Annotated in this window: 15 protein-coding genes; 3 read left to right on the top strand and 12 right to left on the bottom strand. The window is 54.8% G+C overall.

Annotated features, from left to right (window positions below):
* Positions 1–128: 128 nt before the first annotated feature.
* Entirely contained in the window at positions 129–1847 is a 1719-nt protein-coding gene (gene proS, locus ETG88_RS10895) for a proline--tRNA ligase (RefSeq protein WP_100777538.1), read from the top strand.
* A 51-nt stretch (positions 1848–1898) separates the two neighbouring features.
* On the opposite strand, the gene nlpE is transcribed toward proS, so the two are convergent.
* From nlpE to ETG88_RS10910, 3 genes are read right to left on the bottom strand one after another with little or no spacing between them, the layout of a single operon-like run.
* Positions 1899–2597, bottom strand: coding sequence for an envelope stress response activation lipoprotein NlpE (nlpE, locus tag ETG88_RS10900; RefSeq protein WP_129035395.1), 699 nt, complete (start codon positions 2595–2597; stop codon positions 1899–1901).
* A 34-nt stretch (positions 2598–2631) separates the two neighbouring features.
* On the bottom strand, positions 2632–3054 hold the full coding sequence (gene arfB / locus ETG88_RS10905) for an alternative ribosome rescue aminoacyl-tRNA hydrolase ArfB (protein WP_100777540.1): 423 nt from the start codon (positions 3052–3054) through the stop codon (positions 2632–2634).
* Complete coding sequence (locus tag ETG88_RS10910; protein WP_100777541.1) at positions 3051–3596, bottom strand: YaeQ family protein; 546 nt, start codon at positions 3594–3596, stop codon at positions 3051–3053. Before ETG88_RS10910 ends, arfB begins: the two co-directional genes overlap by 4 nt.
* Before the next feature lie 198 nt (positions 3597–3794).
* Here ETG88_RS10910 and ETG88_RS10915 point away from each other — a divergent pair, with 198 nt between their 5' ends.
* On the top strand, positions 3795–3995 hold the full coding sequence (locus ETG88_RS10915) for a YaeP family protein (protein WP_095280858.1): 201 nt from the start codon (positions 3795–3797) through the stop codon (positions 3993–3995).
* Positions 3982–4242 carry a Rho-binding antiterminator gene (rof, locus tag ETG88_RS10920; RefSeq protein WP_100777542.1) on the top strand — a complete coding sequence of 87 codons (261 nt, stop codon included), beginning with the start codon at positions 3982–3984 and terminating at the stop codon, positions 4240–4242. Before ETG88_RS10915 ends, rof begins: the two co-directional genes overlap by 14 nt.
* Before the next feature lie 28 nt (positions 4243–4270).
* Here the strand turns inward: rof and tilS are convergent, their stop codons facing one another.
* The 9 genes from tilS to fabZ all read right to left on the bottom strand — a co-directional run bounded on the left by tilS (position 4271) and on the right by fabZ (position 15790).
* On the bottom strand, positions 4271–5557 hold the full coding sequence (tilS, locus tag ETG88_RS10925) for a tRNA lysidine(34) synthetase TilS (RefSeq protein WP_129035396.1): 1287 nt from the start codon (positions 5555–5557) through the stop codon (positions 4271–4273).
* Between the two features lie 62 nt (positions 5558–5619).
* The gene (locus tag ETG88_RS10930) at positions 5620–6009 is read right to left on the bottom strand and encodes a VOC family protein (protein ID WP_100777544.1); all 390 of its coding nucleotides are present in this window, start codon (positions 6007–6009) and stop codon (positions 5620–5622) included.
* 58 nt (positions 6010–6067) lie between these two features.
* A complete protein-coding gene (locus tag ETG88_RS10935; RefSeq protein ID WP_129035397.1) occupies positions 6068–8206 on the bottom strand; it encodes a lysine decarboxylase LdcC in 2139 nt (712 codons plus the stop codon).
* 102 nt (positions 8207–8308) lie between these two features.
* A complete protein-coding gene (gene accA / locus ETG88_RS10940; RefSeq protein WP_100777546.1) occupies positions 8309–9268 on the bottom strand; it encodes an acetyl-CoA carboxylase carboxyl transferase subunit alpha in 960 nt (319 codons plus the stop codon).
* 12 nt (positions 9269–9280) lie between these two features.
* On the bottom strand, positions 9281–12763 hold the full coding sequence (gene dnaE, locus ETG88_RS10945; RefSeq protein WP_123429456.1) for a DNA polymerase III subunit alpha: 3483 nt from the start codon (positions 12761–12763) through the stop codon (positions 9281–9283).
* A 38-nt stretch (positions 12764–12801) separates the two neighbouring features.
* The gene (rnhB, locus tag ETG88_RS10950) at positions 12802–13398 is read right to left on the bottom strand and encodes a ribonuclease HII (protein WP_102104634.1); all 597 of its coding nucleotides are present in this window, start codon (positions 13396–13398) and stop codon (positions 12802–12804) included.
* Entirely contained in the window at positions 13395–14543 is a 1149-nt protein-coding gene (gene lpxB, locus ETG88_RS10955) for a lipid-A-disaccharide synthase (RefSeq protein WP_123429458.1), read from the bottom strand. The genes rnhB and lpxB overlap by 4 nt, the downstream gene beginning before the upstream one ends.
* Positions 14543–15331: an acyl-ACP--UDP-N-acetylglucosamine O-acyltransferase gene (lpxA, locus tag ETG88_RS10960; protein WP_100777550.1), complete on the bottom strand. Its 789-nt coding sequence runs from the start codon at positions 15329–15331 to the stop codon at positions 14543–14545. The genes lpxB and lpxA overlap by 1 nt, the downstream gene beginning before the upstream one ends.
* A gap of 3 nt (positions 15332–15334) precedes the next feature.
* On the bottom strand, positions 15335–15790 hold the full coding sequence (gene fabZ / locus ETG88_RS10965) for a 3-hydroxyacyl-ACP dehydratase FabZ (protein ID WP_007373234.1): 456 nt from the start codon (positions 15788–15790) through the stop codon (positions 15335–15337).
* Positions 15791–15811: the final 21 nt, after the last annotated feature.

Below are 15811 nucleotides of genomic sequence, written 5' to 3' on the forward strand. Positions count from 1 at the left end.
CTGGAAGAGCGCTAATTTTATTTTTCCTCTCTTTTGGCATCTTTGCCACACTGGTAAACTAAACCACTTTTTTTGTGTCAGTCTGACGTTTCAGCCTGGTCCAATCGTCGAAATGGAACCGTAACAACATGCGTACTAGCCAATATCTGCTCTCCACACTGAAGGAGACACCTGCCGACGCTGAAGTCATCAGCCACCAGCTGATGCTGCGCGCCGGGATGATCCGCAAGCTGGCCTCCGGGTTGTACACCTGGTTGCCGACCGGCCTGCGCGTCCTGAAAAAAGTCGAAAACATCGTGCGTGAAGAGATGAACAACGCCGGTGCTATCGAGGTGTCCATGCCTGTGGTTCAGCCCGCTGACCTGTGGATGGAAAGTGGTCGCTGGGAGCAGTACGGCCCGGAACTGCTGCGCTTTGTTGATCGCGGCGAGCGTCCGTTTGTGCTCGGCCCAACGCATGAAGAAGTGATCACTGACCTGATCCGTAACGAGCTGAACTCGTACAAACAGCTGCCGCTGAACTTCTTCCAAATCCAGACCAAGTTCCGTGACGAAGTTCGCCCGCGTTTCGGCGTGATGCGTTCCCGCGAATTCCTGATGAAAGATGCCTACTCTTTCCATACCTCACAGGAATCCCTGCAGGAAACTTACGACGTGATGTACGGTGCCTACAGCAAAATCTTCTCCCGTATGGGTCTGGATTTCCGCGCTGTACAGGCTGATACCGGTTCAATCGGCGGTAGCGCCTCTCACGAATTCCAGGTGCTGGCTCAGAGCGGCGAAGATGATGTGATCTTCTCCGATACCTCTGACTACGCGGCGAACATCGAATTTGCTGAAGCGCTGGCACCTGCCACTCCGCGCGCAGCGGCGACCGAAGAGATGAAACTGGTCGACACGCCAAACGCGAAAACCATCGCCGAGCTGGTTGAGCAGTTCAATCTGCCGATTGAGAAAACGGTGAAAACGCTGCTGGTGAAATCCGTTGAAGGTAGCGCGTATCCGCTGGTTGCCCTGCTGGTTCGTGGCGATCACGAGCTGAACGAAGTGAAAGCCGAAAAACTGCCGCAGGTCGCAAGCCCGCTGACATTTGCTACCGAAGCGGAAATCCGTGCGGTGGTTAACGCAGGTCCAGGTTCACTGGGTCCGGTTAATCTGCCGGTTCCAGTCGTTATCGACCGTACCGTTGCCGCCATGAGCGATTTCTCTGCTGGCGCTAACATCGACGGTAAGCACTACTTTGGCATCAACTGGGATCGCGACACTGCGACGCCAGAAGTGGCGGATATCCGTAACGTGGTTGCCGGCGATCCAAGCCCGGACGGCCAGGGTCATCTTCAGATCAAACGCGGTATCGAAGTAGGCCACATCTTCCAGCTGGGGACGAAGTACTCTCAGGCGCTGAACGCAGCCGTTCAGGGTGAAGACGGTCGTAACCAGATCCTGACCATGGGTTGCTACGGTATCGGTGTGACACGCGTTGTGGCTGCTGCCATTGAGCAGAACCACGATGAGCGCGGCATCGTCTGGCCAGACAATATCGCGCCGTTCCAGGTAGCAATTTTGCCAATGAACATGCATAAGTCTTATCGTGTTCAGGAACTGGCTGAGAAACTGTACAGCGAACTGCGCGCGCAGGGCATCGAAGTGCTGATGGACGACCGTAAAGAGCGTCCGGGCGTGATGTTTGCGGATATGGAACTGATCGGTATCCCACACACAGTCGTCATCGGCGACCGTAACCTCGATAGCGACGAGATTGAATATAAATACCGTCGCAGCGGCGAGAAGCAGATGATCAAGACTGGCGACATTCTTGATTACCTGGTGAAAGCCATCAAAGGTTAAGACATAAAAAACCCCGCCTCGGCGGGGTTTTCTTTTACGTCTGATTCAGTCTTACTTGCTGTCGCAGTCTTTACCCGCCACAAACTTTGCATTCTTATCCGTTACCAGCGTTTTGACCATCTCACCGCTGTCCGGGTTCGGCTCCAGCGTGAAGTGACCGTCCACCGTCAACAGTACCGGCTTGCTGTCATTCCCGCGCGCCACGGCATAATCACGTTCCAGCTGGGCATTATTCGCGACACTCACTTTTTTGCCCGTGGCACAGTCGGTGAAGACCGCTGCATCCGCCATGTAGAAATACATGCCGCGCATTGCCATTGGAGTGGACGGCAGCGCTGCTTTAACTGGTGCAAGGGTGTAATTAAACTGGGACTCGATTGGATTCCCTTCTCGATCCAGCATCTCCATGCCTTCGCCTTTGGCACGGAAATAGGTTTTCTCGCCTTCAGCATCCGTCAGCACCAACTTCTCAGCCGTGCGTGCCCATTTACCATAAGACGCAAAGGAAGAGGGCTCTTTCGCGCCCTGATAGCGCTGGTTCATCACCCATGAACCGTCCTTTTCCAGGAACAGAGTCGTTTCAATACCTTCACAGTCTGCGCACGGCAGAACGCCGCGCCAGCTCTGCTGCATCGGCTTCAACTCTTCGGAGTGCGTCGGTTGCAGAGTCTGCATCTCGGCGCGGTTGTTACACCCTATTAATGCAAACAGTGTGGACGCGGCCAACACTGACAATATCGCTTTATTCACGATGAATTCCTTATAACAATGTAATCCTGGTACGTTATTCCTGGGGCCGACGTACTTTTCCACGCAGTGATTTTACGGTGGATTTCTGCGCTTTTGATGACAATCGGCGCTCTTTCGACGCCCGCGTCGGTCGCGTGGCCCGGCGGCTTTTTTGCACCGCCGTAAGCTCCTGTATGACCGCCACCAGCCGGGAAAGTGCGGCTTCGCGATTCAAATCCTGGCTGCGGTACTCTTGCGCCTTAATAATGATGACGCCATCGCTGGTAATCAGATGATGGCTGGCAGCCAGCAGGGCTTCTTTATAGGACTCTGGCAGGCTGGAGGCCCGAATGTCAAAGCGCAGATGAATCGCCGTTGAGGCTTTATTTACATGCTGGCCACCCGCACCCTGAGCCCGGATCGCGGTAATTTCCAGCTCATTATCAGGAATGGTAACGGTTCGGGACACCACAATCATGACGGGGATTGCCACGCAGTCAGATGAATTTCCAGATTATTCTGAGCATCAGACAGCCAGATTGCCCCATCCTGAATCGTCGCCTGCAGTGCCATCGTACGGGTGGCAAATGCGGTCAGTTGCGCCAGCTGTTCGTCATCCAGATACCATACCGACAGGTGCGAATACTGCGCGCATTTACGCTGGTTTTGCTGCCACCAAATCTCCGCAGCACGTTGATTATAGGCGAAAATCGCGACTTCAGCCGCCTGAGTGCAGGCCTTTTTGATACGACGCTCGTCCGGCAGACCCAGTTCGATCCACAAATCGATACCCATATGATCGTTACGCAGCCAGGCTTCCGGCTCTTCTTCAGCGCTCAAACCACGCGTAAATTGCAGGCGTTCATTGGCGTACTTAATCCACGCCAGCAGGCGCAGCATCATGCGCTCCTGCGTTTCGGACGGGTGACGGGCCAGCGTTAACGACGCATCGAGAAACTGGTTGCGGTCAAGGTCAGCTACGTTGACTACCGCTTTATAAATTGTCGCTTTCAGCGCCATGAGAGAACTCCATTCGAATCAGGTGCCCATTGTAGCGAAATTCCGGCCAAAAGGCTGTTACGCAGCGGCGAATCTCAGCAATATCAAGGCGCTGATATTGCTTGAATGAGTATGGTATAGTCACCTTGCTAAACCGAGTTTATCTTCGTAGGCTTAAGTGTATCTCACAGTAACGTCAGTGCGCTGGCAGGAGGGGATGTGGAAAATTATTGTGAGTTAATTCGCAAAAGGTATGCGGAAATTGCCAGCGGAGATCTGGGGTATATCCCGGATGCGTTGGGCTGTGTATTGAAAGTGCTGAATGAAGTGGCGTCGGACGCCAGCCTTTCAGAATCGGTCAGGGAAAAAGCGGCGTATGCTGCTGCGAATTTACTGGTGAGCGATTATGTCAATGAATGATACCTATCAACCCATCAACTGTGATGACTACGATAACCTCGAGCTTGCCTGCCAGAATCACCTGATCCTGGCGCTGGCCTTAAAAGACGGCGAGGAGCTGAAAGCAAAAGCGAGTGACCTTGTATCACGTAAGAACGTTGAATATCTGGTCGTCGAAGACGCAGGTGCAACGCGTGAACTTCGTCTCGATAAAATTGCCAGCTTTAGTCATCCGGATATCGGCACCGTCGTGGTGAGCGAATCCTAATTCCTTTTAACGGGCAGCTCACTGCCCGTTACGCTTTCCGCTCGAAACTCACACCCTGTTCCGCCCAGCCTTCCTGCGTGATAAACACGCCCGCCGCCGCAATTAAGTTTTCGCCATAAAAAAGCAGAGGCGTGGAATCACGTAGCCAGGGCGGGATATGGCACTCCTGCCAGATTTTTTTCAGCTTGCGCCCGCCGTTACGATCCACAATGTGTAAATTCCCGCTGGCCTTAAAACGGATCGTTACCTTTTCACCCGCCTCCGGCAGTCGTACATTCCCGGCACCTTCAAGACAAACCTGGCCCGCCCCCTGCGGCAGTTCCAGTGGCTTACGGATATTACCCCACGGAAGGATTTCATCGGCCAGTGACGGCTGATGCTTGATCCACCAGAGCTGCTCTTTGTAACGTCTCAGTTCAAAATCGTTAAAGCGTAAGCACGGATTGGCATCTTCGCGCGCCTGCGCGACCTCTTCCCAGATGCGGTTGAGCATGTCGCGCGAGGGCATCTGGGCATCATGACCGGCCAGCCAGCGTCGCAGCAGCGCTCCACGGCGCACGGCACTCATCGCCAGCAGCGGCGCAATGCGCAGCGCTCGCTCTTGCGACATCAGGCTCTCCAGCTCCTCGCTGAGGAGTTCATCCAGCAAGCTCTCCTGCTCTGCGCATAATTTCGCACTCCTCGCCGTCGCCTCGGCAAAGTGCGGCCAACGCTGAGAAAGTTCGGGCAAAATGCGCAGGCGAAGGAAGTTCCGGTCGTAGGCGTCATCCTGATTGCTTTCATCTTCAATCCAGCAAAGATAATGTTCCTGCGCCCAGCGCTCCAGTGAAGCGCGGGTTTCCCTCAGCAGTGGGCGTAATAAGTGCGTACCGGCAAATTCACTTCGCTCAGCCATTGCGGATAATCCTGCCGGGCCGCTGCCGCGTTTGAGCGCTAATAAGAAGGTTTCACACTGATCGTCGAGATGCTGCGCCGTGACAATCGCTTCGCCGGGCAGAAGTGATTTCTCAAAGGCAGCATAGCGCGCTTTCCGTGCCTGAGCTTCAGTCCCGAGACCTTCATCCAACAGCGTCACGCGTTCAATCAAAAGCGGGATATTCCAGGCCAGGCAAAGCGACTCGCAGTGAGCGACCCACTCATCGGCAAAGGGACTCAGCCCGTGATGAATATGAATCGCGCGGATTTGCACGTCCGCTTCCTGTTCGCGCCATAGCATCAGTCGGTGCAGCAGGACGGTTGAATCCAGGCCGCCGCTAAAGCCCACCAGCAGCTGGCGGTAAGGAGAAACTGACTGGGCAATCGCAGGTTGGGTCATAGCGGAATTCACAGAGAGACAATGCCCGGAAAATTACCGAGCATTGTCATGGATGGCAAGCATTACTGCTGATAAAGCTCCAGCGGCAAACCGTCCGGATCGTTGAAGAACGTAAAGCGCTTGTCGGTAAAGGGATCGATGCGAATGGCTTCGCACTTCACGCCATGCGCGTCAAGATGCTGCACCGCCTGCTCGATATCCCCTACGCTGAAGGCCAGATGGCGAAGCCCACAGGCTTCAGGCCGCGACGGGCGTGCTGGCGGGAAAGGAAAAGAGAACAGCTCAATCACATATTGCCCGTTCAACGCCAGGTCACCTTTCCACGAATCACGCTCGGCGCGATACGCTTCGCTCATCAGCGTGAACCCGAGAATGTCGCAATAAAATGCCTTACTTTTGGCATAGTCAGTCGCAATGATCGCAATATGGTGAACCTGTTTTAAACCCAGCATAGCCTCTCCTTTTTATGAGGAGTAAACGTTACAACCGAGCCCCCTGGCACGCAAGGGCTCAGCTATTTTTTAAGACTCGCACCCAGTAGCCGCCGTTTTCATCGCGTTTCGCCCCGTGAATGTCGGTCTCAAACCCGGGATAGTGCCGCCCCACCGAGCACAGCATCAGCAGGAAATCGAGCACTGCCCGGCTTTGTTCGGTAATCATCTCCCCCGGCATCAACAGCGGAACGCCTGGCGGATAAGGCAGGATCATATTCGCCGATATGCGCCCCACCAGATTTTCCAGCTCGATAGTTTCCACTTCCCCTTTCACCTGACGTTGCCAGGCTTTGTGCGGCGTCAGTTTCATTTCAGGTAAAACGTCAAACGCCTGCAGCATCAGCCGGGGCAGATCGTGCTGACGGATCAGCTTGTGGATCCCCTGAGCCAGATCCTGGATCCGCATGTTGCGGTAGAAATCTGGATCTTCGGCATACAGATCCGGCAGCATATTTTTTACCCGCAGATTGAGATCGTAGGCGCGTTTGAACTCCATCAGTCCTCGCAGCAGCCCCATTGCGCGGGTTTTATCGATGCCGATACTGAACAAAAACAGCAGATTGTACGGCCCGGTTTTCTCCACCACCACGCCTCGCTCATCGAGGAATTTCGCCACCAGCGCCGCGGGAATGCCGTCATCGCTCATCGTCCCCTGCTCATCCATTCCCGGCGTCAGAATGGTGACTTTTACCGGATCGAGGAACATATGATCCGCATCAGCATCGCGGAATCCATGCCAGCTCTCGCCTGGCGCGACGGACCAGCACTCCGCTTCATCAATCTCCTCCGGCTGCCAGATATCAAAGAACCAGCCGTCGGCTTCGTCTTTGAGTCGCTGGACCTCTTTGCGGAAATGGAGCGCTCGCTCCACCGAACGATTGATCAAGCGTTTGCCCGGATTCCCCCTCAGCATCGCGGCTGCCGTTTCAATCGAGGCCACCAGCGGATAGCTCGGCGATGTGGTGGTGTGCATCATAAAGGCTTCGTTGAAGGTCTCTTCGTCGTATTCGCCCTTAATGTGGATCAACGATGCCTGCGAAAACGCCGCCAGCATTTTGTGCGTCGACTGGGTTTCGAAGAACACTTTACCCGGCACCCGCTCACCGCTCATTCCGCTTTTGCCCGCATAGATCGGGTGGAAATTCGTGTAAGGAACCCAGGCGGAATCAAAGTGGATCGAGGGGACATCCAGCGTCTGCTTTATCCAGTTGGTGTTGTATAGCAGCCCGTCGTAAGTCGAGTTGGTGATCACGGCGTGAATGGGCCAGCTCGCTCCTTCAACAGATGCGACTTTTTGTTCAATGGCGGCGTAGGAAAACTCCCTGCGTGGAATACCCCCCAGGATGCCTAACGCATTTCGCGTCGGCGACAGCCAGAGCGGGACGACATCGCTCATCATCAGCAGATGGGCCAGCGATTTGTGGCAGTTGCGATCAATCAGCAGCGTACTTCCGGCCGGGGCGGCGTACATCCCGACAATCTTATTGGAAGTCGACGTGCCGTTCGTCACCATATAACTCTGTTCGGCGCCGAAGGTGCGGGCAATATACTCTTCCGCCTCCAGATGCGGGCCGGTGTGATCCAGCAGCGATCCCAGCTCTGTGACCGAAATCGAGACATCCGCTTTCAACGTGTTGCCGCCAAAGAAATCGTAGAACAGGCAGCCAACGGGGCTTTTCTGATACGCCGTACCCGCCATATGGCCCGGCGTGCAGAAGGTGTATTTGCCCTCTTTTACGTAATTGAACAGCGCACGGGTAAAAGGAGGCGTGATGTTATCGAGATACTCATGTGTGTATTGCTCGATGCGCGTCGCAATATCGTCGGCAGCGCCGAGGGCATACTCAAAAAACCACAGCGCCATGCGCATATCATGAGCGCTGACATCCATCGTCGAATGGGTATTGATAAAGGCGTACAGCGGCAGATATTCATTAAGTTGATTGATATCGCTGCACAGCTCCAGATCGTACTCATCCCAGTCGAAAACGACGCCACAGATGCGTGGATTGTGTTCGATAACCTTCAGCAGATCGGCGCTGTTGTTCGGCCAGATAAGCTGAAATCCGCGGGACTGCAGTGATTTTTCCAGCTCCTTGATGGGCTCGTCTTTATAAAAGACGCCATGTGGACCCATGATGGCAATGATGTTCATGGTCTACCTCCTTGAAAAACATTAGATAAGCATAGCCGAGGTAAACGGCAGGTATAAAAAAAGCCGCAACAGTGTGCGGCTTTTAAGATTTATGTGTGCAACTTACGCGTAACCGTAGCTCATCAGGCGCTGATAGCGACGGTTGAGCAGGTCTTCTTTGCTCAGCACATCGAGATCGGCCAGGTCAGCCAGCAGCTGCGCCTTAAGGGAAGCGGCCATCACTTCCGGCTTACGGTGCGCGCCACCCAGTGGTTCTGGGATCACGGTATCGATCAGTTTCAGCTCTTTCAGGCGTGGTGCGATGATACCCATTGCTTCCGCTGCCAGCGGCGCTTTGTCTGCACTCTTCCACAGAATGGAGGCACAGCCTTCAGGGGAGATAACGGAATAGGTGCTGTACTGCAGCATATTCACTTTATCGCCCACGCCGATAGCCAGTGCGCCACCGGAGCCGCCTTCACCGATCACGGTACAAATCACCGGAACGGAGAGACGCGACATTTCACGCAGGTTACGTGCGATAGCTTCAGACTGACCGCGCTCTTCTGCACCAACACCTGGGTATGCACCTGGGGTGTCGATAAAGGTCACGATAGGCATGTTAAAGCGCTCTGCCATTTCCATCAGGCGCAGGGCCTTACGGTAGCCTTCCGGCGCTGGCATCCCAAAGTTACGACGGATTTTCTCTTTGGTTTCACGGCCTTTCTGATGACCAATGATCATCACCGGGCGACCATCCAGACGTGCGATACCGCCAACAATGGCTTTGTCGTCAGCATAAGCGCGATCGCCTGCCAGTTCGTCAAATTCATCAAACGCCAGGCGGACATAATCCAGGGTGTACGGGCGCTGTGGATGACGAGCCAGCTGGGCAATCTGCCATGCGCCGAGATCGGCAAAGATTTTGCGCGTCAGTTCTACGCTTTTTTCACGCAGACGATGCACTTCTTCGTCGATGTTAATATCCAGTTTTTCATCCTGACGGCTTACCGCTGTCAAAGAATCGATTTTCGCTTCCAGCTCTGCAATCGGCTGTTCGAAATCAAGGAAATTCAGACTCATAGTATTCCTGTATTAGTCAAACTCCAGTTCCACCTGCTCCGAACCAATGAGGCCACGGAGATCGTTAAGTAAACGATCGCTCGGAGAGACACGCCACGTTGCACCAAAGCGCAACCGCGCGCGTGCATCCGCCCTCTGATAGTAGAGATGTACTGGAATGGTCCCCGATCGATGGGGTTCCAGAGACTGACGGAGTCGGTTTAAAAGCTGGTCATCAATTTGCCTGTCCGTCAGCGAGATAGCAAGCCCGCGAGCATATTTTTCCCGGGCTTCGTCAATATCCATCACTTCACGGGCCATCATTTTAAGCCCGCCGCTGAAGTCATCAAAGCTGACCTGTCCGCTGACGATAAGTATGCGGTCGTTTTCCAGCAAATGCTGGTATTTTTCCAGCGCTTCGGTGAATAACATCACCTCCAGCCGCCCGGAACGGTCATCCAGCGTACAGATGCCGATGCGATTACCGCGCTTGGTGACCATAACCCGCGCAGCAATGACGAGCCCCGCCGCCGTGGTCATTTTACCACGTTCTGTCGGATGCATGTCTTTTAGCCTGTAGCCTCCGACATAACGCTCAATTTCTTTCAGATACTGGTTGATCGGATGCCCCGTCAGGTACAACCCTAACGTCTCACGCTCCCCTTCCAGCACCGTATGTTCCGGCCACGGCTGGCAGTTGGCATATGATTGCTCAATTTGCTCAGGCTCTTCTGCCAGCACGCCAAACATATCCGCCTGACCAATCGCTTCCGCTTTTGCGTGCTGATCGGCGGCTTTCAACGCATCGCCGAGGGAATTCATCAGCGCTGCGCGATGCGGCCCGAGGCGGTCAAACGCCCCGGACATTATCAGTTTTTCCAGCACCCGGCGGTTCAGCTTTTTGGTGTCGGTACGGGCACAGAGATCGAAAAGCTCGCGGAAGTAACCGCCATTGTTACGCGCTTCGATAATGGCTTCGATTGGGCCTTCGCCTACGCCTTTGATGGCGCCAATCCCGTAGACAATTTCACCGTCGTCGTTGACGTGGAAATGGTACATCCCGGCGTTAATATCCGGAGGCAGGATTTTCAGCCCCATGCGCCAGCATTCGTCGACCAGGCCGACCACTTTCTCGGTGTTATCCATATCGGCGGTCATTACGGCCGCCATAAATTCTGCCGGGTAGTGCGCTTTCAGCCACAGGGTTTGATACGAGACCAGCGCGTAAGCAGCAGAGTGCGATTTGTTAAATCCGTAACCGGCGAATTTCTCTACCAGGTCGAAGATTTTTATCGCCAGCTCACCGTCAACGCCACGGCTTTTCGCCCCCTCTTCAAAGGTGCCGCGCTGCTTGGCCATCTCTTCCGGCTTTTTCTTACCCATTGCACGACGCAGCATATCCGCGCCGCCAAGGGTGTAGCCGGAAAGCTCCTGAGCAATCTGCATCACCTGTTCCTGGTACAGGATAATGCCGTAGGTTGGCTCAAGAACGGGTTTCAGACACTCGTGCTGCCACTGGACGTCAGGGTAAGAGATCTCTTCGCGCCCATGCTTACGGTCGATAAAGTTATCAACCATCCCTGACTGCAACGGGCCCGGACGGAACAGGGCCACCAGTGCGATCATATCTTCGAAGCAGTCGGGCTGAAGACGTTTAATCAGATCTTTCATGCCGCGCGATTCAAGCTGGAATACCGCTGTGGTTTCCGAGCGCTGCAGCATGTCGAAGCTTTTCTTATCATCGAGCGGGATGGCGGCGATATCAATCGGCTCCAGGCCCTGTTTGGCCCGGCGCGGGTTGATCATTTTCAGCGCCCAGTCGATGATAGTGAGCGTTCGCAAACCAAGGAAGTCGAACTTCACCAGGCCCGCGTACTCCACGTCGTTCTTATCAAACTGCGTGACCGGATGTTGCCCTGATTCATCGCAATACAGCGGGGCAAAATCAGTGATTTTAGTCGGCGCGATGACCACGCCACCGGCGTGTTTACCGGCGTTACGCGTGACACCTTCCAGCTTTCGCGCCATGTCGATCAGCGCTTTTACCTCTTCGTCAGCTTCGTAGATTTCCGGCAGCTGAGGTTCCGCTTCAAAGGCTTTCGCCAGCGTCATACCTGGATCGGGTGGCACCAGTTTGGAGATGCGATCGACAAAACCGTACGGATGGCCGAGCACGCGTCCCACGTCGCGGATAACCGCTTTCGCCGCCATCGTGCCGAAGGTAATGATCTGCGATACCGCGTCACGACCGTACATGTCCGCAACGTGCTCAATCACCTGGTCGCGTTTCTCCATGCAGAAGTCAACGTCGAAGTCGGGCATCGAAACACGTTCCGGGTTAAGGAAACGTTCAAACAGCAGGTCGAATTCCAGCGGATCGAGGTCGGTGATTTTGAGCGCGTAGGCGACAAGTGAACCCGCACCGGAACCACGCCCAGGGCCTACCGGCACGCCGTTATCCTTCGACCACTGGATAAACTCCATAACGATCAGGAAGTAGCCGGGGAACCCCATCTGGTTAATCACCTGGAGTTCAATATCCAGGCGCTCATCGTAGGCCGGGCGTTTTTCGGCGCGTTCGGCCGGATCCGGGAACAGGAATTCGAGACGCTCTTCCAGACCCTCTTTCGATTTCACCACGAGGAAATCTTCGGTGGTCATATCACCGGTCGGGAATTGCGGCAGGAAGTATTCGCCTAAACGAACAGTGACGTTACAACGGCGGGCAATTTCGACGCTGTTTTCCAGCGCTTCCGGAATGTCGGCAAACAGTTCACACATTTCGTCTTCGTTGCGCATGTACTGCTGCGACGAATAGTTACGCGGACGCTTGGGATCGTCGAGAGTAAAACCATCGTGGATGGCCACGCGGATCTCGTGCGCATCAAAGTCGCCAGGCTCAAGGAAACGCACGTCGTTGGTCGCGACGACGGGCAGACCGCGTTCTTCCGCAAGGGCCACCGCCGCATGCAGATAGCTCTCTTCATCAGGACGACCGGTGCGGATCAGCTCAAGATAGAAACGATCCGCGAAGTGTTCTTCATAAAATGCAACGCACTGATCCACCAATGCGCTATTGCCGCGCAGCAGGCTTTTGCCCACATCGCCCAGGCGGCCACCGGAGATCAGCAGTAAGCCTTCGTTCAGCTCTGCCAGCCACTCGCGGTCGATCCACGGACCCGCCGCGCCGTAGCCGCGCTGGTAGGCGCGGGAAATCAGCAGCGTCAGGTTCTGGTAGCCGGTGTTATTCATGGCTAACACGGAAATCTGCGTCAGCTCATCACCAATCAGATCGCACTGGACGTGAAAATCCGCACCGACAATCGGCTTCAGGCCGGAGCCGTGCGCCGTTCCGTAGAACTTCACCAGACCGCATAAGTTGGTGAAATCGGTGATCGCCAGCGCAGGCATGCCAAGGGAGGCCGCCTTTTTTACCAGCGGCCCGGTCTTCGCCAGCCCATCAATCATGGAGTAGTCGCTATGCACCCGCAGGTGTACGAAACGTGGTTCAGCCATCTTCAGATTCCGCGTTACTTAATTACTTGCGTATTGATTCAGGACACCAGTCCCAGTGCGCGTTTCACCGGACCAAAACTGCGCCGATGATGTTCAGTTGCGCCGTGTTCAGCCAGTCTTTCCAAATGGAAAGCGGTTGGATATCCCTTGTGCTGGGCAAAGCCATACTGGGGAAAGGTGAGGTCCAGCGCGGCCATTTCGGCATCGCGCGTGACTTTGGCAATGATAGACGCTGCGCTGATTTCAGCCACACGGCTATCGCCCTTCACCACCGCCATCGATGGCATAGGTAGCGCAGGACAACGGTTTCCGTCGATCAGCACATATTCAGGGACAATATTCAGCCCGGCAACGGCGCGCTGCATCGCCAGCATCGTGGCATGCAAAATGTTCAGCGTGTCGATCTCTTCTGGCTCGGCGCGGCCTAAGCTCCACGCCAGCGCTTTTTCTTTGATCTCATCGAACAGCGCCAGGCGGCGTTTTTCAGAAAGCTTTTTTGAGTCGTTCAGCCCGACAATCGGGCGAGCCGGATCGAGGATCACGGCAGCGGTCACTACCGCACCCACCAGCGGACCGCGTCCAACTTCGTCCACACCCGCAACCAGGTGCGTGTGAGGATAAACAAATTCCATCATTTTGCTAACTCCAGCACCGCATCAGCCGCCTGCTCATCGGCATTACAGCGGATCTGCTGATGCAACTCCCGGAAAGTGTCATGCATCTGGTGGCTGGTTTTGCCGTCTGCCAGCAAGGGCAGCAGCGCATCAGCTAATGCCTGAGGCTGACACTCATCCTGCAGTAACTCTTTCACCAGCTCGCGCCCGGCAAGCAGGTTTGGTAATGAGACATAATCCGTTTTCACCAGACGTTTCGCCAGCCAGAAGGTGAACGGCTTCATGCGATAACCCACTACCATCGGACATTTCGCGAGCATGCATTCCAGCGCCGCAGTTCCCGAGGCCAGCAGCGCAGCGTCGCTGGCGAACATCGCCTCGCGGCCTTTGCCATCCAGAAGGTGGATGTGCAGATCAGGGGCCACTTCGGCTTTGATACGCTCGAACTGCTCGCGGCGTTTGGCATTTACCAGCGGCACAACGACTTCAAGATCGGGGTAAGTCTGGCGAAGGATTTGCGCCGTTTTCAAGAAATCGGCGCTGAGCATTTCCACTTCAGCACCGCGACTTCCCGGCAACAGGGCCAGGCAGTGGGCGTCGTGCGGAATGCCAAGAATATCGCGCGCCGCGTTTTTATCCGGATCCAGCGGCATGGCGTCTGCCATGGTGTGGCCGATAAAGCGGCAGGGAACATTGAATCTATCGTAAAACGCTTTTTCGAAAGGCAGAAAAGCAAGCACCAAATCGGTCGATCTGCCTATTTTGAAAACACGTTTCTGTCGCCACGCCCAGACGGACGGACTGACGTAGTGGATCGTTTTGATACCCTGCTTTTTCAGGTTCCCTTCGAGGGTAATATTGAAATCAGGGGCATCGATCCCGACGAACACATCGGGTTTGAGATCGGTAAAACGACGGGTGAGATCGGCGCGGATGTGCAGCAGGCGGCGTAAACGGCCTAGCACTTCAACAATGCCCATCACCGCCAGCTCTTCCATTTCGTACCAGGCTTCACAGCCTTCGGCCTGCATCAGCGGGCCTGCCACGCCGACAAAGCGGGCATTGGGTACGCGAGCCTTGAGTGCGCGGATAAGACCTGCACCAAGAATATCGCCGGAGGTTTCTCCGGCGACCAGGGCTATCGTTAATGGACGATTGTCGACCATTAACGGATCAGACCGCGAGTTGAGCGTTCAAAGAACTCGGTGAACGCTTTCACTTCAGGGTGCTGTTCTGCCAGCTCTGCAACTTCTGGCTTGGCCTCTTCCAGCGTTTTACCGCTACGGTACAACAGTTTGTACGCGTTGCGGATCGCGGTAATCGCTTCGCGGCTAAAGCCACGACGCTTGAGACCTTCAATGTTGACGCCAAACGGCGTCGCATGGTTGCCCTGCGCAATCACATACGGTGGGACATCCTGCGCCACACCGGAGCAACCGCCGACCATCACGTGTGCACCAATGATGCAGAATTGATGGACTGCGGTCATGCCGCCAATGATTGCGAAATCGTCAACCGATACGTGTCCTGCCAGCGTTGCGTTGTTGGCGAGGATACAGCGGCTGCCCACAGTACAGTCGTGCGCGATATGCGCGTTGACCATAAAGAGGTTGTCGCTGCCCACCTTCGTCAATCCACCACCCTGTACTGTGCCACGATGAATGGTGACGCTTTCGCGAATGCGGTTGCGATCGCCGATTTCCACACGGGTCGGTTCGCCAGCATATTTCAGATCCTGGTTCACTTCGCCAATGGAGGCAAACTGATAGATCTCATTATCGCGGCCAATGGTCGTATGACCATTCACCACCACGTGAGATTTCAGTACGGTACCCTCGCCAATAACGACATGGGGTCCGACAATACAAAAAGGACCAATGTGGGCGTTAGCACCAATTACGGCGCCCTCTTCCACAATGGCGGTTGGATGAATAAAGGCGGATTTATCAATCACGTATCAGGCCTCCCGGCTACGCGCACACATCATGGTCGCTTCGCAAACAACTTTGCCGTCAACCAGCGCAACGCCTTTGAAGCGCGTCAGGCCACGGCGCGTTTTTTCAAAAGTCACTTCCATGATCATCTGATCACCAGGCACGACTGGGCGCTTAAAGCGCGCTTCATCAATACCCGCGAAGTAATACAGTTCACCTGGCTCCAGTTTACCGACGCTTTTAAACGCCAGAATACCGGTAGCCTGTGCCATCGCTTCCAGGATCAACACACCCGGGAAGATAGGTTTACCAGGGAAATGTCCCTGGAAGAATGGCTCATTTACAGAGACATTTTTCACTGCGCGCAGAAAACGACCTTCTTCAAAATCCAGCACACGATCTACCAGCAAAAACGGGTAGCGGTGCGGCAGAAGCTCTAAAATCTCTTCAATATGCAGAGTATGAGTGTCGGTAGTCAAAATACTCTTCCTGTCAAAATT

The sequence above is a fragment of the Lelliottia nimipressuralis genome (assembly GCF_004115925.1).
GTDB lineage: Bacteria > Pseudomonadota > Gammaproteobacteria > Enterobacterales > Enterobacteriaceae > Enterobacter > Enterobacter nimipressuralis.

Excerpts from the sequence above, each read along its gene's own strand:
- proS (WP_100777538.1), top strand. The coding sequence starts at position 129 with ATGCGTACTAGCCAATATCTGCTCTCCACACTGAAGGAGACACCTGCC.
- arfB (WP_100777540.1), bottom strand. The coding sequence starts at position 3,054 with ATGATTGTGGTGTCCCGAACCGTTACCATTCCTGATAATGAGCTGGAA.
- ETG88_RS10910 (WP_100777541.1), bottom strand. The coding sequence starts at position 3,596 with ATGGCGCTGAAAGCGACAATTTATAAAGCGGTAGTCAACGTAGCTGAC.
- rof (WP_100777542.1), top strand. The coding sequence starts at position 3,982 with ATGTCAATGAATGATACCTATCAACCCATCAACTGTGATGACTACGAT.
- tilS (WP_129035396.1), bottom strand. The coding sequence starts at position 5,557 with ATGACCCAACCTGCGATTGCCCAGTCAGTTTCTCCTTACCGCCAGCTG.
- ETG88_RS10930 (WP_100777544.1), bottom strand. The coding sequence starts at position 6,009 with ATGCTGGGTTTAAAACAGGTTCACCATATTGCGATCATTGCGACTGAC.
- ETG88_RS10935 (WP_129035397.1), bottom strand. The coding sequence starts at position 8,206 with ATGAACATCATTGCCATCATGGGTCCACATGGCGTCTTTTATAAAGAC.
- accA (WP_100777546.1), bottom strand. The coding sequence starts at position 9,268 with ATGAGTCTGAATTTCCTTGATTTCGAACAGCCGATTGCAGAGCTGGAA.
- dnaE (WP_123429456.1), bottom strand. The coding sequence starts at position 12,763 with ATGGCTGAACCACGTTTCGTACACCTGCGGGTGCATAGCGACTACTCC.
- rnhB (WP_102104634.1), bottom strand. The coding sequence starts at position 13,398 with ATGATGGAATTTGTTTATCCTCACACGCACCTGGTTGCGGGTGTGGAC.
- lpxB (WP_123429458.1), bottom strand. The coding sequence starts at position 14,543 with ATGGTCGACAATCGTCCATTAACGATAGCCCTGGTCGCCGGAGAAACC.